This window comes from Bacillus sp. FH (assembly GCF_052216825.1).
GTDB classification, from domain to species: Bacteria; Bacillota; Bacilli; order Bacillales; family Bacillaceae_G; genus Bacillus_A; species Bacillus_A paranthracis.
Window position 1 is genome coordinate 112,168 of the sequence record NZ_JBQOUU010000006.1, and the last position, 25,212, is coordinate 137,379.

Consider the following 25,212-nt stretch of genomic DNA (forward strand, 5'->3'; position numbering starts at 1 on the left):
TTACTACATTATATAACGAAGTAAGTCAAAGTATGAATACAAAATGACCAAATCGGTTTTACATTCAATAATAACAAATATATAGGAAATGTCATAAAAAATACAAGTATTTTCTCTTGGAAATACTTGTATTCCTCAAAAAAATCCTCACAGCTTTTTATTATCTGTGAGGATTTCTTCTATTATATATCTACTTGCACTTCTACACCGAAATGATCTGAAATTATATTTCGGTTTGTACCATTAAAAATAACTTTTGAAGAACGAACTTTTTCACTTCGGTTACACAATATTAGATCGATTCGTAGATTATGTTTATTTTCATCCCAACCAGCAATCTCACCTTGGACAGTTGTTCCTTCATCCTTCTCTATTGCTAGTTCATATGTGTCATGCAAACCTTTTTGCATCATATATTCATAACCCTCCCCTTGCAAACGAGCGTTATTATTAAAATCACCCATTAAGAAGGAAAGTTCATTACTATCTACATGCTCCATCAAACGATTCACTTGATCTTTAAATGATTCTTCTTCATCATTCCACCAACCGAGGTGGCAAGAGTAAAACGTGATGTTCTTACCATTATAAGCAATTGTTGCACTTACAATTTTGCGTGTTTTCCAATACGTTGTATCCTTATTTTCTGAAATAAAGAACGTATCTTCTTTTACAACATTATGCTTCGTTATAATCGCTAATCCTTCTTCATACACATCATAACCAATATGAGAGAAATCCCAAGTAATATTGTAATCTTTTACATGTAACGCTTTTAACTCTTCTAATAGTAAAAGTCCAAAATTATCTTCTTTCTTGTTACCGCATACATTTTTAGCTCCTATCGACTGACTTACTTCTTGCAATGCGATAACATCGTACTCTTCTTCTTGAATGACTTTAGCAAGATATTTTATCTTTTCTATTTGATTTTCTTCTTGCCAAGAGTGACAGTTTAAAGTTAGCAATTTCATATTATTACGCACCTAACATATCTTGAATGTCTGACTTTAATACGTCAGCTTTCGGGCCATATACCGCTTGTACACCTTTATCTTTTACGATTAGTCCTAAAGCACCATTTTGTTTCCACTGCGCTTCTGGTGCAACAACATCTAAATCTTTTACTGTTACACGTAAACGTGTCATACAAGCATCTACGTCAGCAATATTTTCTTTTCCACCTAATAGATCAATAACTTTTGTTGCTAATGAACCATCTTGTACATTTCCTGTTCCTTCTGATGCCTCATCTTCGTTATCAATATAGTTACCTGCACGTCCTGGTGTTGGTAAGTTGAACTTTTTAATTAAGAAATTGAATAATGTAAAGTTCAGACCGAAGAATACTAATGAAACGATAACGAAATTGATTAAATCTCTAGTTAGTCCTGCATTAACCATCATCGGTGTACGAGTAATTAACTCAATAAATCCGAATGCATGAACACGTAAGTTAATTAAATCTGCTAATGCGAATGCAAGTCCTGTTGTAATTGCATATACAACATATAATACTGGAGCAATAAACATGAACATGAATTCAATTGGTTCTGTTACACCTGTTAAAAATACTGCTAATGCTGCTGATAAGAACATTGGTTTATATTTTGAACGTTTTTCTTTATCAACATTACGAAACATCGCGAAAGCAATACCCATTAATGCTGCTGTTGAACCGATAACTTGTCCAGCTTTGAAACGAGCCGGTACAACATTATTTAATAGATCGTTATATGCTTTTGTATCTCCATTTGCTAATAAGTTATTTAAATCTGTAATCCATGCAAGCCATAATGGATCTTGTCCTGCTACAACTTGTCCAATTTTTGAGCCAGTTAACATCGTATATGTTCCGCCCAGCTCTGTATAGTTCATCGGAATTGTTAACATATGATGTAAACCGAATGGTAATAGTAAACGCTCTAACGTTCCATATACAAATGGTGCAACAATTGGTGCACTATCTTTTGAAGCTGCAATCCAGCGACCAAATTCATTTAATCCACTTTGGATGAATGGCCATAAAAGTGATAATACAATTGCAGTTACTGTAGACCAAACAATTACAACGAATGGTACGAATCGTTTTCCGTTAAAGAATGCTAATGCTTGTGGCAGTTTGTTATAGTTATAATATTTGTTATATAAAGTAGCTCCTAAGAAACCTGTGATAATCCCTACGAAAACTCCCATGTTTAATGCTGGTGCACCAAGTACAGAAGTAAAGTAATCTTTTACAATTAAATCTCCCGCTAATACTGAAGAAACTTTGGCTTTTGAATCCGCTAACATTTCAGCGTTTACGCCAAATATAGCTCCTGTAATTCTATTCGTTAAGACGAATGCTAATAGCGCTGCAAATGCACCACCTGCACGATCTTTCGCCCAAGATCCCCCAATTGCTACTGCGAATAAGATGTGTAGATTAGTAATAATTGCCCAACCGATGTCTTCCATTACGCGAGCGATTGTATGAACTGCGTTAATATCCCCAGCAGACATTCCAATTAACTTACCGATAGAAATCATTAAACCAGCTGCTGGCATTACAGCTACAACAACTAATAACGCTTTCCCGAACTTTTGCCAAAAATCAAAAGACGTAATTTTCATCTGTTCTTCCTCCCCTTTATTTATAACAACATAATGATTTAAATTATAATTTCTGTTTCCTTTATGAAAACGATTCCTTATGTTACTTCATTTTTATCTTTACGCAACCGTTTTCATAAATCTATTTTAATAAAAGCGTTTTCACTTTGCAATAGAAATTTATTATTTTTCATAAAAAAAGATGCTCTAAGAGCATCCTTTTTTATTATGAAATGCGATAAACCCTTGTTTCATAAGGCTTTAACGTGATTGAAGTTACTTGTTCATGTTCCGCAACTTCATAGTTATTTAAAAGCAAACGTTTGCGTTCTAGTGCGAATAAATCCTCATTATACACAGCTTCCTCTTTTGAGATATTACTAATTACAATGATTTTTTCATCGTTTAATGTACGAGTATATGCATAAATTTGCGGATCATCTTCTAAAAGTAAATCGTACGTACCGTAATTCAGTACATCGTGCTCTTTTTTCAAGGCAATCATTTTCTTATAGAAATTGAAAATAGAGTTTTCTTCATTTTTCTGCTTTTCAACATTAATCTCTTTGTAGTTTTGATTCATACTAAACCAAGGTGCACCTGTTGTGAAGCCAGCATTCATCTCATCGTTCCACTGCATAGGTGTACGTGAATTATCGCGGCAAGAAGCCCATATAATTTCCATCATATCTTGATGGGATACGCCCTCTGCAATTTTCTCACGATATAAATTTTTAGTTGCAACATCATCGTAATCTTCAACATTTGGTAATTGGACATTTGTCATCCCAATTTCTTGTCCCTGATAAATAAACGGTGTACCGTGCATAAAGAAATACATTGCTCCTAGAGCCGTTGCACTTTCACGCCAATATTGTTTATCATCTCCCCAAGTTGAAACGATACGCGGCTTATCGTGATTCTCAATATATAAAGCATTCCATCCTTTATTTTCTAACCCTTTTTGCCATTTCGTTAATACCTTTTTCAGCCCTACAACATCAAGATCTTTCTTCTTTTCTGCATCCCATAAACTTAAATGTTCGAATTGGAATACCATATTGAACTTACCTTGCTCTTCTCCAACCCAAAGCTCAGCATCTTCAATCTTAACGCCATTCGCTTCACCAACAGTCATAATATCGTACTTAGAAAACGTATTTTCTTTTAATTCTTCTAATAAAGGTTGAATACCATCCACATTCATATGTTTATCAAAAGATGGAACATACTTTAGTCCTTTTGGATTTGGCATATCTTTAAAGCCGTCTTCTTTTTTAATATGGCTGATTGCATCTACTCGGAAACCATCAATTCCTTTATCAAGCCACCAATTAACTGTATCGTATAGCACTTCTCGAACTTCTTTATTCTCCCAGTTTAAATCTGGTTGTTTACGCGAGAATAAGTGTAAATAATATTGTCCTGTTACTTCATCATACTCCCATGCCGAACCATTAAAAATACTTTCCCAGTTGTTTGGTTCTGCACCATCTTTACCATCATGCCAAATATACCAATCACGCTTCGGATTGTCTTTAGATGAACGAGACTCAATAAACCATGGATGTTCATCACTTGTATGATTAATAACTAAATCAATAATAAGCTTCATATCACGTTTATGAACTTCATCTAGTAAAGCATCAAAGTCTTCCATCGTCCCAAACTCATCCATAATATCTTGATAATCACTAATGTCATAACCATTATCATCATTAGGTGACTTATACATTGGACAAATCCAAATTACATCTATTCCTAAATCTTTTAAATAATCCAGTTTCGCAATAATACCTTGTAAATCTCCAATACCATCGCCATTTGAATCCATAAAGCTACGTGGATAAATTTGATAAGCAACCGCTTCTTTCCACCATGTCTTATTCATAGTCATTCTCTCCTTTTGCATCCCATCGGAATTTTATGCAAACGTTTTCGTAACACTATCATAACAAAATATGAATAGTTTGCAACTGTTTTCATTGAACTCTATGTAGTTTCTTGATTCTTATGCTTTATTTATTTCTCACAAAGGCAAATCTCATTCTTCTCATCTCCTTGTCCACGCACGTTACATATACTTTTCATATATTAATAAAAAGCCCCGCTTATTTTAGAAAGGAGTGATAAATTGAAACAAACAAAATTAACAGGTCGTATCGTTGTTCCTTCAGACCCTGACTATGACGTAGCCCGAATGAACTTAAATTTAAGTATTCCAAAACTCCCTTGTATTATTGTGTTTTGTCAAAATAAAAATGATGTGTGTAACGCCTTAAAATGGGCACGCGAGCGTCATGTACCATTTCGCTTAAGAAGCGGACGTCATAGCTATGAAAATTTTTCTCTTTTAAATAGAGGACTTATTATTGACGTGAGTGAAATGCATCGTATTACTGTTCATACAGATAAATTAACAGCAACAATTGAAGCTGGTGCAAACCTTGGCACTGTTTATAAAGAGCTTTGGAATTATGGTGTGACAATACCGGCTGGTACAAGCGCAAGCGTTGGAATTGTTGGATTAGCACTTGGCGGTGGCATCGGTATGCTTTCACGCTTATTTGGATTAACATGTGATCAATTAATAGAAGTTGAAATGGTACAAGCATGTGGTAAATTTGGAGCAAAAATCATTCGTGCAAGCGAACATGAAAACCATAACTTGTTTTGGGCATGCCGCGGTGGCGGTGGTGGAAACTTCGGAATTATTACTTCTTTGACTTTTCGCGTACACCCTATAAAAAATGTATTAATCTTCTCCATTACATGGGAATGGGAAGATTTTATTGCTGCCTTTCAAGCTTGGCAAAACTGGGCGCCTTATGTAGACGAACGTCTTACTTCATCAATTGAATTATTCACAAAACAACAAAACAAAATTGAAGCACAAGGTGAGTTTGTTGGCTCTCCCTCTGAACTCCATTCCTTATTATCTCCTCTTCTTGAAACTGGTACCCCCTCTCTCTTTATAGATGAAGTTCCTTATATAAAGGCTGTTGAATTTTTTAACAGTGGTAACATCCCTGAAAACTTCAAGCGCTCCGGTTCCTACGTATATAAACCTATTCCTCTTAAAGGAATTCAAATCATGCAGTATTTTCTTTCAAATGCACCAAATAAAGATGCGAGTATTTGGCACCAATCGCTCGTAGGTGCTGTTAAAAATATTCCGCCTACTGAAACAGCTTATTTCCATCGCAAAGCAATTATTGCGCAAGAATACATTACCTCTTGGAAATGTGATGATGAAGAAAATCGAAATATACGCTGGGTTAAAGATTTACGAGAAAGCTTAGATCCTTATACACTAGGTGACTATGTCAATTGGCCCGATATCGACATTAAAAATTGGCAAACTAGTTATTATGGCCCTAACTTTCAAAGATTACGTAAAGTGAAAACCATATATGATCCTTGCAATGTTTTTCGTTTTCAACAAAGTATTCCACCCTTTCATACGTAAAAAAAGGTAGAAAATAAAAAATCATCCAATATGCCGTTACCCTGCAGCATGTTGGATGATTCAAGTTGATTTTCTATATCGTTTCAAATTATTGCCCCTACTCATAAACTTTCAATTACAGATTAATTGTATTTCGCATCATTTTCATGCAATAAATGTAATTTAATATTTGGTACTTTATCTTTTTCAACACCGCTATTATAAGCAACAGGAATTTGAAATTCGAATTGCTTTGTCTCATGTTTTTGTAAATAGACTGGTTTCGGTACTAGATAACTTTTTGAATTCTCGTTTACATTATCATATAAAACAACTTTTAATGCTTGTGAATGATTACGATAATTTTTTAAAGTAACAATACACTTTCGTTCGATATCCTCTCCATTTTTCTCCATTCTACACTGGCTATCTTCTTTTTTATATTCTATTGCTTCTACCCCTGTTTTTCCTGCGTAGTACCATGTTTTATTTAATGTCTGGAGGATGTTATTTAAAATAAACGGCATCATTACAATCAAAATACTAATGCCTACTACTTTTATCTTATTCATTTTTCTAAATGTACTAGACTCCTTTTTTCCTAGCCATTTTAAAAATAATATAAATGCAATTACATGTAGTATGAAAGAAACAATCAATATATTTGAGACTTTATAATCCATATAAACATACGTATGTATCGGAACCTTATAGACATTGAATAGTTTTTCCCCAATTAATTCATTATCATTTGGAATTTTTAATAATAACAAAACCCCTATACTGTAACAAATAGCTACTAATCGATCATACTCAATACGAAGCATTCTTTCTCCCCTTCACTTTGTTTTTTATTATCGATTTTAGCTATTATTACCATACTATACTATCTTTTCATAGAGGAAAACGTAAAAAAGTTACTTATAAATATATAAATAACCTTATTAATATACAGTATGAATTAAAAATCAATATGCAATTTTCACATAGAGATTTCCTCAAAATATGTTGGATTATGTATTGTAATTTTTTTATCTAAAATTGTAACAATACTATCATTTTTTAATTGTTTTAATACGCTACTAACCGTCTCTCGAGACGTACCAGATATTTTCGATATTTCAATGGTTGTAAGTGGGCAGGAAATTACAATCGTTTCGCCACTCTGTTCTCCTAAATCCTGCATTAAATAATTTAATGTTTGAATGACCCGATCTTGTGCATTAGGAATTGTAATATTTTGTACTCGATTTTCGTTTAGCTTTAATATCGATGATAATTGCTGAACAACATACATTAATTGTGTCCTACTAGATTTCACCATATCTTCGAAAATTACTGTCGGAATATAATAGACCTCTACATCTGTCATCGCTTCTGCCGTATAGTTATATCCTCTGTCTGTAAACATACCGCCATAAGGAAAAATAGAATACCTCTTTACATAGTCATCATATAATAAATTCCCACTTTGATTTACCCGCTCTAACTTTACAAATCCATCTAACATGAAGTAAATTCTTTCTCTTGAATCCCCTTCTAAAAATAAAAATTGACCCTTTTTATAAGTTCGCCAATAGACAAACTCCGTCAAACCTTTCAATTTCTTTTCTGTTAAATGAGCAAATAATTCGAACTGCTTTAAATCCTTAACTACGTTCCGTCTATTCATAAAATTCCCTCTCTCTTGCTGTATGTTGGAGCGAAAAATCAAGAAAGCGTATTCAATTTGAATTTTATCATAACTAACTTATATATTCAGATTTCATCATGAAAACTTTATGAACAATACGTATAAAAAATATGAATCAATAAAAAAGAATGAAGTTACTAACTTCATTCTTTTTTCAATAATAAGTAGCGTACATAATGATTTAAACATACATGCATACATTTTGTTTTGAAATAATAGTACCGGCTTTTTCTTCTAGTGCTTCATATACTTTTTCTAAAGACGTAATAATTGTTTTTCTTTTTGGATTTGTATTAACAAAATTAATAGCAGCTTCAATTTTTGGAAGCATGCTTCCCGCAGCAAATTGCTGTTCCTCAATGTATTCTTCTAATTGATTCACTGTGACATTCGCTAATTTTTTTTGATTCGGTTGATCATAATTTACATACACATGATCAACTGCAGTTAAAATAACAAGCGTATCGGCATCTACTAATTCTGCTAATTTTTGCGCAGCGAAATCTTTATCGATAACCGCTTCAGTTCCTTTTAGCCCTTCTTCAGAATCAATTACTGGAATTCCACCACCGCCAACAGCTATCACTATATTTCCATCTTCGACCAAAGAATTAATCACTTTATGTTCATGAATACTTACAGGCTTCGGTGATGGAACAACACGTCTCCACCCTCTACCCGCATCTTCTTTAAACACTGCTTTTGTTTCGTCCATTAATCTTCTGGCCTCTTCTTCTGTATAAAAAGGACCAATTGGTTTAGTTGGATTTTTAAATGCCTCATCTTTTTTATCCACAACAACGCGTGTTATAACCGTTGCTACATCTTTTTTTATATTCCGTTTTTTCAATGCCTTTTCAATCGCATTTTCCATCCAATATCCAATCATTCCTTGGCTCATTGCCCCACAAGTATCTAATGGCATTGCAGGTGTCTTTTCCGTTTCTGCAGCTTTTTGCTGCAATAAAATATTCCCCACTTGTGGGCCATTTCCATGTGCAATTACTATATCTACATCATTTTCCATTATTTTCACAAGTTGTTCCGCCGTTTTTTCCAACGCTTCTTGCTGCGCCCCCGCAGTAGCTTTTCCAGACTGTATCGCATTTCCCCCTAGTGCAACTACAATTTTTCTTCGTGCCATATTTCAGCCCTCCAGTTCATTTCGTTTTCACAGAGCTCTATAAAGTAATGCTGCCTGTAATTAATCCATAAATCGCAAAAAATGCTAAAGCACCAATTGCTACGGATGATGCTAATTCCACTCGAGTAAATATTTGCTTCGAACTCTTTTGCTTTTGAACATTGTAAAAAATAAAAATACCTGGCGCATATAAAGTCATTGTTAATAATAGATACTCTAAACCAGCTGCATAAACTAACCAAACGCCATAAATACTTGCTATCAAGCCAATTACTATATTTTTATTTCGATCTACTTCCTCAGAATTTAAGCTATGCTTCAGTTGATAAAATGCTGAAAACGCATATGGAATTAAAATAGCTGAAGATGCTAAAGAGAATGCAAAGTTATACGCCTGATCAGAAACGACGAATGTTAACAAGAACATTTGAATTAAACCATTTGTTATCCATAATGAATTTACTGGAGCCTTATTTTTATTTTCTTTTGCGAACCATTTTGGAAATACTCCATCTTTAGCCGCTAAATATGGAATTTCAGAAGCGAGCAAAGTCCACCCTAACCAAGCACCTAATACAGAGATGACTAAACCTAAATTAATAAAGATAGCACCCCATTTTCCAACAACACTTTCAAATAAATAAGCCATAGCCGGATTTTTCAAACCAGCAATATCTGCTTGTTGCATAAGTCCAAGAGACAATAATGTGATTAAAATGTAAATGATGAGTGTACCAATTAAGCCAATAACCGTTGCTTTCCCTACATCACTTCTATTTTTTGCTCGACTGGATAAAACAACAGCACCTTCTACCCCAATAAATACCCATAAAGTTACAAGCATTGTACTTTTAACTTGGCTGCCAACTGCTCCCCATGAAAAAGAACCAGTTTGCCCCCAAAATCCATCTAAAAACATATCAATATGAAACGCGAAGATTCCTATGACAATAAATACAAATACAGGTACTAATTTTGCGATTGTAGTTACTAAATTCACAAGTGCTGCTGATTGAACTCCACGTAAAATTAACATGTGAACACACCATAATAATACGCTTGCACCAACAATGGACGCTACGTTTTGCCCGCCTTCAAAGATCGGGAAGAAATATCCTAATGAAGAAAACAATAATGTGCCGTAAGCTACATTCCCAAGCCAAGCAGATAGCCAGTATCCCCACGCACTATTAAACCCCATAAAATTACCAAACCCTGCTTTTGCATAGCTAAAAATACCACCATCTAAATCTGGCCGTTTTACAGTTAGATTTTGAAAAGATAATCCAAGTGCAATCATCCCAATTCCTGTTATAACCCAGCCAATAATAATGGCTCCAGCACCAGCACCTTTTGCCATATCACTCGCTAAATTAAAGGCTCCACCGCCAATCATAGACCCCACTACAAGAGCCGTTAATGTAAACAACCCTAGTTTCTTATCTTCACCCATTCCACTCACCTCTCTTTAATTGCAATAACAATACAAAAGCAATAGTGAATGATAGTGTCTAAAGGAGGAGAAAGAAGAAAGGAAGACTCCCTTTCTTCTTTACTCCATGTTTCCTAAAGTAGCTGCCATAACCGCTTTAATTGTATGCATTCTATTTTCAGCTTGATCAAATACTTTTGAATGTTTACTGCGGAATACTTCGTCAGTTACCTCCATTTCTTTCAACCCATATTTCTCATAAACTTCTTCGCCATACATCGTTTCGACATCATGAAATGCAGGTAAACAATGTAAGAAAATCACGTTTTCATTCCCTGTTTCTTTAATCATTTTCATATTTACTTGATAAGGTTTCAATAACTTGACACGTTCAGCAAATTTTTCTTCTTCCCCCATAGACACCCATACATCTGTATAAATTACATCTGCATTCGCAACTGCTTCTTCCACATTACTTGTTATCATTACCTGTTCATTATATTTTTTTGCCAAATCTATTACTTCTTGTGCAGGCCATAAAGTTTCCGGTGTACAAATACGTACATCCATTCCAACGATTGCGCCACCAACTAGTAAGCTATTAGCAACATTATTTCGTCCATCTCCAACGTAAACGAGCTTCACATTTTTCAGTTTCCCTACATGTTCTCTAATTGTTAATAAATCTGCTAGTGTTTGTGTTGGATGCCACATATCTGTTAATCCATTCCAAACCGGCACACCAGAATTTTGTGCTAAAGATTCTACAGTTTCATGATTAAATCCACGAAACTCAATTCCGTCAAACATACGCCCTAACACTTTTGCTGTATCCTCTACAGATTCTTTTTTCCCAAGCTGAATATCACCTTTCCCTAAATATTCAGGATTTGCCCCTAAATCTGTACATGCTACTGTAAATGCACAACGCGTACGAGTAGAAGTTTTTTCAAATAAGAGCGCTACATTTTTACCTTCTAAATAATGATGCGGGATACCATTTTTCTTTTTCTCTTTTAATTCTGCTGCCAAATCTAGAAAATATAACAATTCTTCTTGTGTAAAATCTTTTTCTGCTAGAAAGCTTCTTCCTTTTAAATTTGGTCTAGTCATTAACATACTTCATCCCTACTCTCTCCGTTATTTATACTAAATATCTTTACGAACAATTGGCATACTCATGCAACGTGGACCCCCACGACCACGAGATAATTCTGAACTTAGCACCTCAATCACTTCTATACCGTGTTCCCGTAATAACGTATTGGATACATAGTTGCGATCATATGTAACAACTACACCTGGCGCGATTGCTAATGTGTTCGAGCCATCATTCCATTGTTCACGAGCAGAAGCAATTACATCTCCTCCTCCACATGGAATAAGAACTAATTCACTTAAGCCTAATACCTCTTTTAATGCTTCCATTAAAGAAGTACGATGTGTAATTTTAAGAGTTTCCTCATCTAATCCTTTTTCTAAAATATAAATATTCATATTCCCTTTTGGCCCTTGAATAGCTGGGTGAATTGTAAACTTGTCATAATCAACCATTGTAAATACTGTATCTAAATGCATAAATGCTCGGCATTTTGGAATTTCTATTGCTAACACTTTCTTAATTTTATTTTGTCGGCTAAAGAGATTTTTTGCTAAACGTTCAATTGCTTTAGCTGAAGTACGAGCAGATACTCCAATCGCAATTGTTTCTTCATTTAAAATTAGCTCGTCGCCACCTTCAATTGGAAATTTATAATCACGATCTAACCAGATTGGTACATTATGTTTTTCAAATCTTGGATGATATTTAATGATGTACTCCATGAATAATGATTCACGTCTACGCGCTGGTTCTCTCATCTTATTTATCGTTAAGCCATCGCCCACGCTAGCTGCTGGATCACGAGTAAAATATAAATTAGGCATTGGATCTAAGTAAAACGGATAGTGATCTTCCATTAATTCATATAAATGTGTCTTCTTACTTGTTTCAATTTCGTTTTTCCGTACACCGCCCATAATTTTTTGAATTAATTCTTCATTTGAAAAGGAAAGTAAATATTCTTTTAAAGTTTGATGTGCAACATTTACGTCGGCCTGTCCTTCTTTTAAAATACGATCAACAAATTCTTCTCGAAGTTTTTTATCTACTAACGCCTCAGCGGCTAGTTTTTCTAAATAAAGAACTTCAACACCCCGATTGCGTAACGTTTGTGCAAAATAATCATGCTCTTTTTGAATAATTGGTAAGTATGGAATATCGTCAAATAATAATTGCTGTAAATAATCTGGTGTTAAGTTTTCCACTTCTTTACCCGGTCGTTTTAATAAAACCGTTTGTAATTCCCCAATTTCTGAAGTAACATGTATCGGATGCTTCATTTGTTGTACCTCCTTTTAAATATGTTTGATGTCTTACAAGTACATAATAAATGCTACACGCTTTCACCTTTGTGAAATCATCCACATTATCATTGTGAAATATTAAACAAGTTATTTTTTTAAAGTCATATTAATTTGTATTTTTATAATAATCCATCCCGATTTTTTAATAAAAAATACATATATTACGCATATATGTTGAATATTTAACTTCCGTATTTACACAAAAATCCTGTTTTTAATAAAAATTAAAAACAGGATTTTGCATCTAAAGAATTAAATTTAATCTTTCTTCTAAAATCTCCCTATCTGATTTCGACTGAGAAATTATAAGGCATGTATCATTTCCACATATACATCCTATTTTTTCTTTCCAATCTAACTCATCAAACAAAACACCAATAACATGTGCATTTCCAGGTAATGTTTTAATAACCATTAATTGATCTACACAATCAATTTTCACAACAACCTCTCGTAATTTTTTCTTTAATTTTATATCAGTTTGTAAATGCTCTTCTGAGAAAATTTTATATATCATCAATCCTTCTTGAGAAGGTACCTTCGTTAAGTTTAACTCACGAATATCTCGAGAAACCGTAGCTTGTGTTACTAATACATCTTTTTTTGCTAACAATTCTACTAATCTTTCTTGCTTCTCTATTTCATACTCTTTTACAAATTGTTTAATTAATCGTTGTCTTTTTTCTTTTTTCATAAAAGACACCCCTTTTAATATTATAGCTCGCTATAAATTTCATCCGAAAGGGACAGAAAAGAATGTTGCGGAAACGTTCATAGTTTCTATCTTTTAACTATAGATATTAAATCTAGCTAAAAAAAGAGAAGAACAGTATTCTGTTCTTCTCTTTTACATTGAAAATCGTTTAATTGTTTGTTTCAATTCTGTTGCTTGTTTCTCTAGATCCTTTAATAATTGATCGATTGCTATCATATTTTTAGATTGTTGCAACGTCACACGTGCTACTTCTTGTGAACCAGCTGACGTTTCTTCAGCAATTGCTGCTACGGCCTTTGTTTGTGCTCCTGTTTGATGAATGTGGTTCACTTGTTCATTCATATAACCACTAATTTGCTTCGTTGCATCCGCTACTTCCATAACACTTGATGACATTTCTTTTAAAATTAATTCCGTAGCCTCCCCACGTTTCGCCTCTTCTTTAGCTATTTTCACTTGTTCTGTCATTTTCATTGCAACTTGTTGTACTTCCTCTTGCATATTTCGTAATAACTGCGATATGTTTCTTGCAGAATGATCACTTTCATCAGCAAGTTTTCGTACTTCTTCCGCAACAACCGCAAAGCCTCTTCCATGCTCTCCTGCACGAGCAGCCTCAATAGAAGCGTTTAGTGCTAATAAATTAGTTTGGCTAGCAATCTCACTCACAACAGATACAATATGTTCTACTTGTTTCATTCTTTCCTCTAACTTCTGTACATTTTGCATTGAATCTTCATTTTCTTTCGCCAATGTTTGAATACCTTGAATTAAAGACGTAAAGACACGCGTACTATGCCCTAAAGCTTGAACCATTTCTGAAGACAACTCATCAGACTGTTTCGCTTTCTCTTCTACTTCACTTGCAATAGAAGTTGTTGTATCAACAGCAGAAACAATTGCCTGAATGGATGCCGCTGATTGCTCAGCGCCAGAAGAAATCTCTGCAAGTGTTTCAGAAACACCTTGTGCTTGTTTCGTTGCTTCGCCTGTTTGTTTTCTAATTTGCTGTACTTGATTGTTTGTATACGAAAATGTTGTATCAATATTTTTTACCATGCCCCTTAAGTTCCCTAGCATCATATTAAATGCAACACTTAAAGATTTAATTTCATCATCAGTCTTCGGTAACGGAACATCTTCACGAATGTCTCCTTCAGCCGCTTTTCTCGCCGCCTCCTCTAACTTTCGAAGCGGTTTAATTAAAAATATGGCTGCTCCATATGCTAAAATTCCAGACCATACTACCCCTAATAACATAACGATAATATTATATGCAGTTTGACTTACATAACTTTGAAAATAATCATATATCACATAAATAAAAAATATACTTGTTGAATATGTAATTAAAGCTAAAACTGTAGTGAATAGCATAAGTTGTGTACGTAAGCCAAAGGAAAATGTCTTCCTTTCTTTTTCCATCTCTTCTTTCCCCCTTTGTATAAGTAATATAAGTACTACCTATATATTATTATCCATATTTTCATTATAGAAGGATATAGAGATTTCAAAAAATTATTATTTCCTTTAATATCAAATTCACGAAAAAAATAAAGGATTCTGACAATTTGTGACTAATAACAGAAATAAGGGGCAACATTTGTAAAATATATTTTTGACTGGGGGTTTTGTATGATTCAGGTTCGAAATCTAGTAAAATCATTTGGCTCACTTGACGTTTTAAAAGGAATTGATTTAGAAGTACAAGAAAAAGAAGTTGTCGTTTTAATTGGTGCCAGTGGTTCCGGTAAAAGTACATTACTTCGCTGTCTTAACTTTTTAGAAATGTACGATGAAGGTGAAATTCACTTACAAGGTGAACGAATTGATCCAAAGCATTCAAATTTAAACAAAGTCCGCGAAAATGTCGGTATGGTTTTTCAGCACTTTAACCTCTTTCCTCATATGACCTCACTAGAAAACATCATAGAAGCACCTATTCATGTAAAAAAATTAGAAGCAGCAAATGCAAAAGAAATCGGAAATCAGCTTCTGCAAAAAGTCGGCCTACAAGATAAAGCAGATGTAACGCCCCATCTCCTATCAGGTGGTCAAAAACAGCGTATTGCTATTGCACGAGCTCTTGCTATGAATCCTAAAATTATGCTATTTGATGAACCTACCTCAGCTTTAGACCCTGAACTTGTTGGAGAAGTATTGCAAGTTATGAAAGAACTTGCTGAAGAAGGAATGACCATGGTTATTGTTACTCATGAAATGAATTTCGCAAGAGATGTAGCTGATCGCGTCATTTTTATGGATGATGGAAAAATTGTAGAAGATGCTCCGCCAGCACAATTCTTTTCAGCTCCATCACATGAACGAGCGAAACAATTTTTACGTAACGTTTTATAATATAACTTCTGTTTCAAACGAAAAGAAATACATTCATACGGTGCACAACTAATCATCTAAATAAAATATTTCAATAACATACTTAAAACCATCCGTATGATCAATATATAGGAGGGGTTTTATGAAAAGAAAACTATTAACCATTGTTGCGAGTATTACATTATGCACATCCTTTATACTAGGAGCCTGTAGTAAGGAAAGTGCTACTACTTCTTCAAATGGTGAAAAAGAATTTCGTTATGCGATGAGTGGCTTATATAAACCTTTTAACTATAAAGAAAATGACGGAAAACTTGTCGGTTTTGATGTAGAACTAGGTGAAGCACTTGCGAAAAAAATGAATATGAAACCAACCCCTATTACAAATCCATGGGAAACGCTAATCCAAGGTCTCAAAGCGAAAAAGTATGATGTAATACTGGGCAGTATGGCAATTACAGAAGAACGCTTAAAAGCTGTTAATTTCTCAAATCCTTATTATCGTTCTGGTGCCCAAATTTTTGTAGCTAAAAAGAATACATCTATCTCTTCTCCAGAAGATTTAAAGGGTAAGAAAATTGGTGTTGTAAAAGCTAGTACCTTTAAAGACCTCGTTGCAAAATATACAGATCAAATTACAGAATACGATAGCGATATTACTGCACTTATGGACTTAGAGCCTGGACGTATCGACGCAGTAATTACAGATCAAATGGTTGGTTTACGCATGATTAAAGAAGGTAAATCAAATATAAAAGAAGCTGGAAAACCACTAAACCTTGATGAAATGGGAATTGCTATTCGTAAAGATGATAAAGAAATGGTCGAGAAAGTAAATAAAGCTTTAGATGAAATTATTAAAGATGGTACGTATGAAAAGATCAGTAAAAAATGGTTTGGGCGTAATATTCTTGGTGAAGAGGAAAAAACGAAGTAATTTAGCCCTTCAAAGTTTCCATAAATCATGCCCCACTTTGTGTGGGGCATTTCATTCTCTACTAAAATCTATACAATATGAGGTGAAACGCATGTTTGAAATTTTTATCTCTACCTATCCCACACTCTTAAAAGCTACTATTGTCACATTACAATTAACACTAACATCCCTATTACTCGGTTCACTAATTGGATTACTATTCGCTTTCTTTCGAACCTCTAACAATAAAGTTTTAAATAGTATTGCTCACGTATATATCGCCATTATTCGTGGTACACCTTTAATTGTTCAAATCGCCATTCTCTATTTTGGGATTACATCCGTTGTTGTTTTTACTCCTTTTTGGGCAGGAGCCATTGCTTTAGCAATCCACAACGGTGCATATATTACTGAAATTTTCCGAGGCTCTATCCAATCTGTCGATCGTGGGCAAATGGAAGCTGCTCGCTCTCTAGGTATGCCGTATCCTTTAGCAATGCGCCGTATTGTATTACCGCAAGCATTTCGTCAATCTATTCCTCCTTTAGGAAATCAATTTATTATTGGATTAAAAGATTCTTCACTTGTTGCTTACGTAGGATTGTCCGAATTATGGGGGTCAGGTTTATCAATCGCTGCAGGGAACTTCCAACAATTAGATACATATATAATCGTTGGTTTATATTATCTCGTGCTCGTTCTCCTATTCACTTACCTTGTTAATCTTTTAGAAAAACGATTACAGCGAAAAGAAACTAACTCCGTCCAATTCCATACAAAGAACAAAAAGGAAGTTTCTTTATAAAAAAAGCAAGCCTGAGATGGCTTGCTTTTTCACTGCAACATATATCTATTTTTATTGATTTACTTTTTTAATACTCTCTTCTTCCTCTATATGTTCCTCACGATATGAAATATTATGAGGATCTAGCCCATTTCCTAAAGAACCATAGAAATGCTCTCTATGCGGATCCACTAATTCACTTCCTTGATAATACACACGTGGTGTATTCCATAGCGCTGCCAAAGCTTTTGTCATCGGCATCTCATGATAGCGTTCCGGCCACATTTCTTTAATTTTCTCTTTTACTAACGGGTAGTATTTAGAGCTCATAGCAGGGAACAAATGATGTTCTGTATGATATGAGAAATTGAAATGTAAAACGTCTACCCAACGCGGCACTGTTACTGATAAACAGTTTGCTAACGGATCATTTACTGGAACAATTGGATTTAAGCGGTGATTTGTTGCGATATATGCCATTACAATAAAGTTAGCAATTAACAATGGAATCACATATGCAAATAACCATTTTCCAGGTCCCATAATAAACAATAAACTAATCCAAACAGTCCAAGGCAAAAGAAGTTGAAGCCATACAGATTTTTGATTGGATGACTTAAACTCTTTTATAAAATGAAAGAACATTCGAGTCGAATGCAATGTAAATTGAATTGTTAGTGACAGAAAACTAAAGAATGAACGTACATGAAGAGGCATGCGATATACCCAGCTCAAAAACTTACTCTTTTTAAGCTTCTCAAGTGTAGGCCATGCATCTGGATCATTCTCTTCATGTTGTGTATGAACGTGATGCGTTGCATTATGCCACTTTCGCCAAAGTTTAGGACCTGTTGATAATGGCATAAATGCAATCGCTCCTAAGAAATCACGAAGCCATGCCTTTCTTACAACGGTTCCATGTAAAATTTCATGCCCTAAAAACCCAAGTGAAGCAAAACATAATCCAAGAACGATCGCAATTCCTAGATTAGCCCACACATTCAATTCAAATACACCAATCGATATTAACCCCGCCAATGCCACAAGTAAATAAGCCAGTCCGCCAAATAAACGAGTAGGAACTGGTTTAAATGCTTTTTTCGGCAAATGTGGTGATACACGTGCTGCATACCACCCAAACGTATGAAGCTCCTTCATCCTTTTGCCCCTTTCTTATGCCGCGCCTTGCGCAACTTACATATATCAATTCTTGCTTCCAGATTGATTTTACTAGGTGATTAAAAAGCATCTAGTATAAGGAAAATATACTCACTCTATCGTCACTTATTTTTCGCTTTTATTATCAATGAAAAACATTTATCTTTTTACTCTCTATCAACCTTTCCACATGATGAATCATATCAATAGAATTTCTACATTGTCAATAACTTTTATGACCTAGTAATAAAAGTTGATTATATTTTTATAATTATACTTTATTTCAATAAAGAAAAAACACATATTTTATAAGGTTTCATCTATTATACATATACGTACCTTGACATGCTATAGACTCTATCTTATTCAAGAACTCTCTGTGTAAACAACAAATACACTCACTTAAATTTAAGCTTTACACAACTTCTACCTCTTCATACCAACAAGACCTAATAATTATACTGAAATAATTTTATCTTTCTTTTAAATAAAAATAGCCTTCCTCTAAAACAGCACACATGAATTTCATCTCATATGGAAATATTAAAAGGAAAATTGTTCTAAATCAGGAGGTTTCCTTAATGACAAGCGATACATTTCCACAATTCCCATCATCTTATTGGATTGAATCTACTCAACTCCCTGCTTTTCCCCCTTTATCTGAAAATATAAAGACAAAAGTCGCTATTATAGGTGCTGGTATTACAGGTATTACTACTGCCTATTTACTTGCAAAAGAAGGCATCGATGTTGTATTAATTGATTCTGGCCTTATTTTAAACGGGACGACTGGACATACAACAGCGAAGATAACAGCGCAACATGATCTTATTTATGATGAATTAATAAACCATTTCGGTATGGAAAAGGCCGGGCTTTACTATGAATCAAATAATCATGCCCTACAATTTATTAATGAAACTTTGCAAACATATAAAATCGACTGTAATTTCTCAAATGAAGATTCATATTTATATACAACTACTGATAAGGGATTAAGAAATTTATCGAAAGAATATGAAGCTTATCAAAAATTAAATATACCTTGTGACTATGTTCAATCTCTATCGATTCCAATTCCAGTACAATCTGCACTTGTCATGAAAAATCAAGCCCAGTTTCATCCCCTTCTTTATTTGAAAACGCTTTTAGAAAAGTTTGTGGAGATGGGTGGAAAAGTTTATGAACAAACGACTGCCATGGATGTAGAAAAAGGAGATTCTCCACAAGTCATTACAAAGAACGGACATCGCATTACTTGTGAATATGTTGTCTCTTGTTCACACTTTCCTTTTTATGATGCGAATAGCTTTTTCTTTACGCGAATGTACGCAGAACGCTCTTATGCTCTTGCTATTAAAACAAAAACAGATTATCCAGGTGGCATGTATTTAAGTATTGATGATCCAAAACGCTCCTTACGCTACACAACAAGCAATGGGGAAAAATTAATTTTAATTGGCGGAGAAAGTCATAAAACAGGCCAAGGAATAAACACGATGCTTCATTATGAAGCACTGTATTCTTTTGCAGAAGCAACGTTTGGGGTAGATGAGGTTCCTTATAGATGGTCAGCACAAGATTTAATCACGCTAGATAAGGTCCCTTATATCGGACATATTAACGAGAGCAATCCAAATATATTTGTTGCAACTGGATATCGTAAATGGGGGATGACAACTGGAACTGCTGCTGCTCATTTACTGAAGGATTCCATTCTAAAAGTAGACAGTCCATATAAAGAACTATATGCACCTTCACGCTTTCATGCAAATCCAGATATAAAAACGTTCTTCTCCCAAAACATTGATGTTGCGAAACATTTAATTGAAGGAAAGATTGAAACTGCATTACGTAAGCCAGAAGATCTCGAAGTTGGTGAAGGATCTGTCGTACATGTTAACGGGAAACGAGCAGGTGCTTATAAGGACAAAGATGGAAAATTACATATTGTCGATACAACTTGTACACATCTCGGCTGCGAAGTGGAATGGAATAATGGTGATTGTACTTGGGACTGCCCTTGCCACGGTTCCCGTTTTTCAATTGAAGGAGATGTTATTGAAGGTCCGGCAGATCAACCGTTAAAACGAGTTGATAATGAGTAAATAAAGAAAGAAGTTCAACAGAATGACTGTTGAACTTCTTTATTTGCTATAAAACTTTTTCATATAAATTCCGACATAAGAAGGGAAATATTAACATCAAATGAAATAATATATTCATCTACAAATCAAAAGGGGTGAACATTATGCAACCTTCAGCTCCACCTCATCTAGAACCTACAAAAACTATTTTTTCGAACTCTATTACAAAGCTTGTTGTTTTTATTTGTTGGCTAGCCATTCTAGCTGACGGCTATGATTTAGGTATTTACGGGGCCGTTCTGCCTAAGCTACTGGAAGACAACAGCTGGGCACTATCACCAGCTCATGCTGGTACAATTGCCAGCTATGCTTTGTTTGGAATGTTTATTGGCGCTATTCTAGTTGGAACTATTACAGATCTAATTGGACGAAAATGGACACTTATATGCTGTTTAGCACTTTTTTCTACTACAATGGGCCTAGCTGCACTTGCTCCTTCTCCTGAATTATTTGGACTATGGCGATTTATCGGAGGAATTGGACTAGGCGGTGTCATTCCAACAGCTTCCGCACTTACTGTTGAATATTCACCCAAAAAGCGACAATCTTTTATTTATGCTCTTATGTTTACTGGCTATCCTTTAGGTATCGTGTTAGGCGCTATTTTGTCCATGTTTATGTTAGAAGACTTCGGATGGAGAATTATGTTTGGCATCGGAATGATTCCACTACTCCTCATTCCTTTCATTATTCGTTATTTACCTGAATCCATTCAATTTTTGTTATCACGTAACCGCCAAGAAGAAGTGGATAAAATTCTTAATCGTTTTCAAATTGAATTCCATGCAAAAGAGAAAACTCATCAACCCCCATCTAATATACGAAAGAAAAATGGATTTCTTACTTTATTCTCAAAAGAATACATAAAAGCAACGCTGCTTTTTTGGATCACTTATATAATGGGGATGTTTTTAATATACGGTTTAAATACTTGGTTACCTCAGATGATGCGACAGGCAGGATATCCTCTTGGATCTAGTTTATCATTTCTACTTATGCTAAATATTACCGCCGCTATCGGTGCATTATTTGCTGGAGCAATCGCAGATCGTATAGGAGCCAAAATTGTTATTAGCATTTCCTATCTTATGGCAGCTGTATGTATTGGACTATTAACAATTAAACCATCTGTTACAATCATTTATCTTTTAATTGGTCTTGCTGGAATTGGATCGGTCGGTATTACTCAAATATTAAATGCATATGTGACACAATACTTCCCATCCCATATCCGAGCTACTTCCTTAGGCTGGGGACTTGGACTTGGCCGAGTTGGCGCAATTACTGGTCCTATTCTTGTCGGTATTATTATGACAATGCAATATGACTTAGTATGGAATTTTTACTTATTCTCATTTGCAGGTCTTCTTGCAGCTATATCTGTTTTCTTTATTCCTACAAAATAAAAAGAGCACAAACTTACTTGTGCTCTTTTTCGTATACCGCAAACAACATATCTCGAAACAATGTATTTAAACTCTCAATATCGATCCCTGATCCCTTTTCAATTCCTTTTACATATTGCTGATAGTAATGAATTTGTTCTTCTAAAAATTGATTCAACACATCAATTTTTAATCCAACATCTAATTCAGTACCTGCCTTTTTCTTTATTAACAACTGTTCAATTTCATCTAATACGCTACGCTCCAATGATAATTCTGTAATTAATCGATCGAATTCTACAGGAGGCAAAGTTGTTTTCTCCTCTAGCCACTTACAAGCCAAAATAGGACGCAATACATAAAAGTACTTTTTTAATTTTACATTCTCACCTTGCAAAAATTCACGATAATTTTTTGAAGCCATATGTAAGTAATGATATATCGTTGCTTTCGGATCGAAGTTTTTTTCACTCATTTGCTGAAGCTGTTCTGGAAAATTAGAGTTTTTCGAATAAAAAATGGGTGATCGAATCCATTCGAGTAAAGCTGGGTTTGACTTTGCAAATAGTTGTAACGCTTTTTTAATATCCCATCCGCTTATATCTAAATCATCACTAATCGGATACTCAATTACATCTCGTTTATCATGAATGGATAAATACCATTCTACCGGGTGCATATAAACGAATCTAACATCATAATCACTATCTTTTGATGGAAATCCCCATGCACGACTCCCTGACTCCACAGCGAATAAAATTTTCACATCATTTTCTTTCTCAATTCGTTCTAACTCCAACTTAATATTCTCTCTCATTTCATACCCTCTCCATTTTTTGATTATTTCCTTGGAAATTCGACAAATATATTACTAAGTTTACTACATACTAAAATAGCTGTCAGAAAATTCCCGACAGCCTGTCAAAATTCGTTATTTTTTACTTGTTCTTTTCAGTTACACTAACCGCAATTCGTTCAAACTCTTTTTGGATCTCCTCTTTGTATGCATCTACTTTTGAAAAGTCCATAGCAGCAATATAAATTCGTTCTAATTTATCACGAACTGATTTCGCTTTCGCTAAAAAAGACATCGCCTCATTCATTTTTGCTTTATATTGAATAGAGACGTCACGAATTTCCTCCGCATACTTCTCATCCGTCCCTGGTGTTACAATAAGGGCATACATATCTATAATTTCATCACCTTCGCGGCTCGGAAAATATTCATGTGGTGCGGTGCTATCGAAAATCGCAAACCCTAATTCTCTTACGATCACCATATCAAGACTATTTGGATCAAACCCACAATGATATACTTCAACTTCAAATCCTTTTTCTTCTGCTGCCTTAGCTAATTTTTTGAGCATTGTTGATTTCCCAGAACCTGGGCGTCCTTTTATAAAATAACGATGTGGTAATCCTTCTGTTAAATTAGGAACAAAATCAACTGCTCCTTTCGGTGTAGCTGCTCCTAAAAACCGATGTTTCACAAGCGATTGTTTCCCAACTTTATCTGTAAATAATTTCTGAATGAGCTGCTCGGTTAGTTCGTTCGCTTTATTAAAATCAATATTACTAATATATATTTTCTCCCACTCATCATGTATAACTAATGCCTCGTTAAAACGAGCGTAAGCAGCTTGAAAAGCTTTGCTTGCTTCTGAAACAAATCGTTCAATTTCCACTTTCTGCTTTCTTAACTTATCTGAATCCCAAGCAATTCCTAAATTAATATACTCCTCGACAACTCCTGGCATTTTTGGCTCAATAACATGCGGTGATGTTCCATCAACAATTCCTACTTTTAACTTCGGGATAATGACACCATCAACCGATTTATTATCAGAAGAACAGTGTAAAAATTCAATATCATATCCCTTTTCAACCCATTCACGACCTATTACCTTAATTAAAGAAGATTTTCCCGTTCCAGGTCCACCCTTTAAAATAAATAATCTGTTTAGTCCTTTTAAATTCTCTTCATATAAATTATGAAATCCTCTAGCTGTATTTCCACCAGCATAATAATTCAATACATTCCCTGTCACTGCACTCACTCCTTCGCAGCATTCTATTTACATAAGCTACAATATGCGAGCAACTTTATTTGGGTGAATACCTATTTTGTGTTGCACAGAAAAAGGAAATGAATTACAATTTTATTATCACGAAAATTCCGAACTTTGAATTGAATATACCTTTATCAAGAGAGGCAGAGGGACCGGCCCTTTGAAGCCCAGCAACCTCAGTTTATACAAACTGAATAGGTGCTAATTCCTGCAAAATGCATTGCATTTTGAAAGATAAAACGTAACTATTGTGTGCAAAACTCATCTTTCTTGATTATGAAAGGTGAGTTTTTTATATTTCAAAATATATACTTGGAGGTATTTAAAGTGAAAGTAATTGACCTATCCCAAACATTTGAAAACAATATGTCTCAATTTCCTGGAACACCAAAAATCAATTTAGAAGCCATTACAAGCGTTGAAGAAACAGGTTATCAAGTTACAGATTTTCATTCTGTCGTTCATGTTGGTACACATTGTGATGCTCCTGCTCATTTCATTTCAGGCGCAACGACTATTGATCAATTGCCCCTAGACCAATTTGTAGGTGAAGCTGTTCTTATCGACGTAACTCATGTACAAGAACGAAAACTACCTAAAGAAGTATTACACAATGCTGACATAAAAGAAGGTGATATTGTCATTTTCCATTCCAACCTATCTAATAAATGGAATACAGAAGCGTATGAACAAGAAGCCTTTTATCTTTCCGAAGAATTAGCTGAAGAATTAGTTCAATTAAAAGTAAAATCTGTCGGTTTAGATTTCATTTCTCCTGACGAGGTAACGACAGAAACATCGCCAATCCATCACATACTACTTGGGAATAATATTTATTTAATCGAAAACTTAACAAACTTAGATGCCATTAATGCGAAACGTTTCTTTTTCTCAGCGGCACCTTTAAAAATTAAAAATAGCGACGGTGCTTTCGCAAGAGCATTCGCTGTAATTTTTTAAACAAACTATACAAAAAAGCAAAG

The 25,212-nt window shown here is 34.5% G+C and carries 21 protein-coding genes, 1 pseudogene and 1 riboswitch; of the genes and pseudogenes, 7 read left to right on the top strand and 15 right to left on the bottom strand.

Annotation, left to right across the window (positions count from 1 at the left end):
* Window positions 1-182: 182 nt before the first annotated feature.
* From ACTT1L_RS15730 to ACTT1L_RS15740, 3 genes are all read right to left on the bottom strand, one after another.
* Window positions 183-974 (bottom strand): endonuclease/exonuclease/phosphatase family protein, encoded by a 792-nt coding sequence (locus ACTT1L_RS15730; protein ID WP_098671902.1) that lies wholly within the window; start codon window positions 972-974, stop codon window positions 183-185.
* A 4-nt stretch (window positions 975-978) separates the two neighbouring features.
* Entirely contained in the window at window positions 979-2,616 is a 1,638-nt protein-coding gene (locus ACTT1L_RS15735; protein ID WP_000705536.1) for a PTS transporter subunit IIBC, read from the bottom strand.
* Between the two features lie 205 nt (window positions 2,617-2,821).
* Entirely contained in the window at window positions 2,822-4,486 is a 1,665-nt protein-coding gene (locus ACTT1L_RS15740; protein ID WP_074542705.1) for a glycoside hydrolase family 13 protein, read from the bottom strand.
* Window positions 4,487-4,729: 243 nt separating this feature from the next.
* On the opposite strand from ACTT1L_RS15740, the gene ACTT1L_RS15745 reads away from it, so the two are divergent.
* Entirely contained in the window at window positions 4,730-6,064 is a 1,335-nt protein-coding gene (locus tag ACTT1L_RS15745) for an FAD-binding oxidoreductase (RefSeq protein ID WP_076874491.1), read from the top strand.
* 122 nt (window positions 6,065-6,186) lie between these two features.
* Here the strand turns inward: ACTT1L_RS15745 and ACTT1L_RS15750 are convergent, their stop codons facing one another.
* From ACTT1L_RS15750 to ACTT1L_RS15790, 9 genes and pseudogenes are all read right to left on the bottom strand, one after another.
* Window positions 6,187-6,870 (bottom strand): ABC transporter permease, encoded by a 684-nt coding sequence (locus ACTT1L_RS15750; protein WP_071743002.1) that lies wholly within the window; start codon window positions 6,868-6,870, stop codon window positions 6,187-6,189.
* Between the two features lie 155 nt (window positions 6,871-7,025).
* A complete protein-coding gene (locus tag ACTT1L_RS15755) occupies window positions 7,026-7,715 on the bottom strand; it encodes a Crp/Fnr family transcriptional regulator (RefSeq protein WP_001081912.1) in 690 nt (229 codons plus the stop codon).
* A 202-nt stretch (window positions 7,716-7,917) separates the two neighbouring features.
* The gene (gene arcC, locus ACTT1L_RS15760; protein ID WP_086707098.1) at window positions 7,918-8,880 is read right to left on the bottom strand and encodes a carbamate kinase; all 963 of its coding nucleotides are present in this window, start codon (window positions 8,878-8,880) and stop codon (window positions 7,918-7,920) included.
* Window positions 8,881-8,917: 37 nt separating this feature from the next.
* Window positions 8,918-10,333 (bottom strand): arginine-ornithine antiporter, encoded by a 1,416-nt coding sequence (arcD, locus tag ACTT1L_RS15765; RefSeq protein WP_000503407.1) that lies wholly within the window; start codon window positions 10,331-10,333, stop codon window positions 8,918-8,920.
* 99 nt (window positions 10,334-10,432) lie between these two features.
* Window positions 10,433-11,431, bottom strand: coding sequence for an ornithine carbamoyltransferase (gene argF / locus ACTT1L_RS15770; RefSeq protein ID WP_002163765.1), 999 nt, complete (start codon window positions 11,429-11,431; stop codon window positions 10,433-10,435).
* 30 nt (window positions 11,432-11,461) lie between these two features.
* Window positions 11,462-12,694 (bottom strand): arginine deiminase, encoded by a 1,233-nt coding sequence (arcA, locus tag ACTT1L_RS15775; protein WP_000682336.1) that lies wholly within the window; start codon window positions 12,692-12,694, stop codon window positions 11,462-11,464.
* A 268-nt stretch (window positions 12,695-12,962) separates the two neighbouring features.
* Window positions 12,963-13,412: an arginine repressor gene (gene argR / locus ACTT1L_RS15780; RefSeq protein ID WP_000711840.1), complete on the bottom strand. Its 450-nt coding sequence runs from the start codon at window positions 13,410-13,412 to the stop codon at window positions 12,963-12,965.
* A 153-nt stretch (window positions 13,413-13,565) separates the two neighbouring features.
* On the bottom strand, window positions 13,566-14,516 hold the full coding sequence (locus ACTT1L_RS15785) for a methyl-accepting chemotaxis protein (RefSeq protein ID WP_404978333.1): 951 nt from the start codon (window positions 14,514-14,516) through the stop codon (window positions 13,566-13,568).
* Window positions 14,508-14,858, bottom strand: a pseudogene (locus ACTT1L_RS15790) (HAMP domain-containing protein); the annotation flags it as partial. The pseudogene ACTT1L_RS15790 and the gene ACTT1L_RS15785, both read right to left, overlap by 9 nt.
* 210 nt (window positions 14,859-15,068) lie before the next feature.
* Here ACTT1L_RS15790 and ACTT1L_RS15795 point away from each other — a divergent pair.
* From ACTT1L_RS15795 to ACTT1L_RS15805, 3 genes are all read left to right on the top strand, one after another.
* Window positions 15,069-15,791, top strand: a complete 723-nt coding sequence (locus tag ACTT1L_RS15795; protein WP_000616944.1) for an amino acid ABC transporter ATP-binding protein — start codon at window positions 15,069-15,071, stop codon at window positions 15,789-15,791.
* A 121-nt stretch (window positions 15,792-15,912) separates the two neighbouring features.
* The gene (locus tag ACTT1L_RS15800; protein ID WP_000823738.1) at window positions 15,913-16,707 is read left to right on the top strand and encodes an ABC transporter substrate-binding protein; all 795 of its coding nucleotides are present in this window, start codon (window positions 15,913-15,915) and stop codon (window positions 16,705-16,707) included.
* Window positions 16,708-16,798: 91 nt separating this feature from the next.
* Window positions 16,799-17,491 carry an amino acid ABC transporter permease gene (locus ACTT1L_RS15805; RefSeq protein ID WP_319609011.1) on the top strand — a complete coding sequence of 231 codons (693 nt, stop codon included), beginning with the start codon at window positions 16,799-16,801 and terminating at the stop codon, window positions 17,489-17,491.
* 51 nt (window positions 17,492-17,542) lie between these two features.
* On the opposite strand, the gene ACTT1L_RS15810 is transcribed toward ACTT1L_RS15805, so the two are convergent.
* Window positions 17,543-18,628, bottom strand: a complete 1,086-nt coding sequence (locus tag ACTT1L_RS15810) for a fatty acid desaturase family protein (protein ID WP_000661225.1) — start codon at window positions 18,626-18,628, stop codon at window positions 17,543-17,545.
* Between the two features lie 581 nt (window positions 18,629-19,209).
* On the opposite strand from ACTT1L_RS15810, the gene ACTT1L_RS15815 reads away from it, so the two are divergent.
* Complete coding sequence (locus ACTT1L_RS15815) at window positions 19,210-20,736, top strand: FAD-dependent oxidoreductase (RefSeq protein ID WP_048557310.1); 1,527 nt, start codon at window positions 19,210-19,212, stop codon at window positions 20,734-20,736.
* A 143-nt stretch (window positions 20,737-20,879) separates the two neighbouring features.
* Entirely contained in the window at window positions 20,880-22,181 is a 1,302-nt protein-coding gene (locus ACTT1L_RS15820; RefSeq protein WP_001183074.1) for an MFS transporter, read from the top strand.
* Between the two features lie 13 nt (window positions 22,182-22,194).
* Here the strand turns inward: ACTT1L_RS15820 and ACTT1L_RS15825 are convergent, their stop codons facing one another.
* Together ACTT1L_RS15825 and ACTT1L_RS15830 are read right to left on the bottom strand one after the other, a co-directional pair.
* The gene (locus tag ACTT1L_RS15825; RefSeq protein ID WP_001208934.1) at window positions 22,195-22,977 is read right to left on the bottom strand and encodes a nucleotidyltransferase domain-containing protein; all 783 of its coding nucleotides are present in this window, start codon (window positions 22,975-22,977) and stop codon (window positions 22,195-22,197) included.
* Window positions 22,978-23,098: 121 nt separating this feature from the next.
* Window positions 23,099-24,208 (bottom strand): PRK06851 family protein, encoded by a 1,110-nt coding sequence (locus tag ACTT1L_RS15830; protein WP_000147495.1) that lies wholly within the window; start codon window positions 24,206-24,208, stop codon window positions 23,099-23,101.
* A 149-nt stretch (window positions 24,209-24,357) separates the two neighbouring features.
* A riboswitch (SAM riboswitch) is annotated at window positions 24,358-24,470 on the top strand.
* Window positions 24,471-24,556: 86 nt separating this feature from the next.
* Between ACTT1L_RS15830 and ACTT1L_RS15835 the strand changes: the two genes are divergently transcribed.
* Window positions 24,557-25,189, top strand: a complete 633-nt coding sequence (locus ACTT1L_RS15835) for a cyclase family protein (RefSeq protein ID WP_000862960.1) — start codon at window positions 24,557-24,559, stop codon at window positions 25,187-25,189.
* Window positions 25,190-25,212 lie beyond the last annotated feature (23 nt).

What these genes read in the sequence shown, in the direction of transcription:
- ACTT1L_RS15730 (WP_098671902.1), bottom strand. Translation starts at nt 974, where the DNA reads ATGAAATTGCTAACTTTAAACTGTCACTCTTGGCAAGAAGAAAATCAA.
- ACTT1L_RS15735 (WP_000705536.1), bottom strand. Translation starts at nt 2,616, where the DNA reads ATGAAAATTACGTCTTTTGATTTTTGGCAAAAGTTCGGGAAAGCGTTA.
- ACTT1L_RS15740 (WP_074542705.1), bottom strand. Translation starts at nt 4,486, where the DNA reads ATGAATAAGACATGGTGGAAAGAAGCGGTTGCTTATCAAATTTATCCA.
- ACTT1L_RS15750 (WP_071743002.1), bottom strand. Translation starts at nt 6,870, where the DNA reads ATGCTTCGTATTGAGTATGATCGATTAGTAGCTATTTGTTACAGTATA.
- ACTT1L_RS15755 (WP_001081912.1), bottom strand. Translation starts at nt 7,715, where the DNA reads ATGAATAGACGGAACGTAGTTAAGGATTTAAAGCAGTTCGAATTATTT.
- arcC (WP_086707098.1), bottom strand. Translation starts at nt 8,880, where the DNA reads ATGGCACGAAGAAAAATTGTAGTTGCACTAGGGGGAAATGCGATACAG.
- arcD (WP_000503407.1), bottom strand. Translation starts at nt 10,333, where the DNA reads ATGGGTGAAGATAAGAAACTAGGGTTGTTTACATTAACGGCTCTTGTA.
- argF (WP_002163765.1), bottom strand. Translation starts at nt 11,431, where the DNA reads ATGTTAATGACTAGACCAAATTTAAAAGGAAGAAGCTTTCTAGCAGAA.
- arcA (WP_000682336.1), bottom strand. Translation starts at nt 12,694, where the DNA reads ATGAAGCATCCGATACATGTTACTTCAGAAATTGGGGAATTACAAACG.
- argR (WP_000711840.1), bottom strand. Translation starts at nt 13,412, where the DNA reads ATGAAAAAAGAAAAAAGACAACGATTAATTAAACAATTTGTAAAAGAG.
- ACTT1L_RS15785 (WP_404978333.1), bottom strand. Translation starts at nt 14,516, where the DNA reads ATGATGCTAGGGAACTTAAGGGGCATGGTAAAAAATATTGATACAACA.
- ACTT1L_RS15795 (WP_000616944.1), top strand. Translation starts at nt 15,069, where the DNA reads ATGATTCAGGTTCGAAATCTAGTAAAATCATTTGGCTCACTTGACGTT.
- ACTT1L_RS15800 (WP_000823738.1), top strand. Translation starts at nt 15,913, where the DNA reads ATGAAAAGAAAACTATTAACCATTGTTGCGAGTATTACATTATGCACA.
- ACTT1L_RS15805 (WP_319609011.1), top strand. Translation starts at nt 16,799, where the DNA reads ATGTTTGAAATTTTTATCTCTACCTATCCCACACTCTTAAAAGCTACT.
- ACTT1L_RS15810 (WP_000661225.1), bottom strand. Translation starts at nt 18,628, where the DNA reads ATGAAGGAGCTTCATACGTTTGGGTGGTATGCAGCACGTGTATCACCA.
- ACTT1L_RS15815 (WP_048557310.1), top strand. Translation starts at nt 19,210, where the DNA reads ATGACAAGCGATACATTTCCACAATTCCCATCATCTTATTGGATTGAA.
- ACTT1L_RS15820 (WP_001183074.1), top strand. Translation starts at nt 20,880, where the DNA reads ATGCAACCTTCAGCTCCACCTCATCTAGAACCTACAAAAACTATTTTT.
- ACTT1L_RS15825 (WP_001208934.1), bottom strand. Translation starts at nt 22,977, where the DNA reads ATGAGAGAGAATATTAAGTTGGAGTTAGAACGAATTGAGAAAGAAAAT.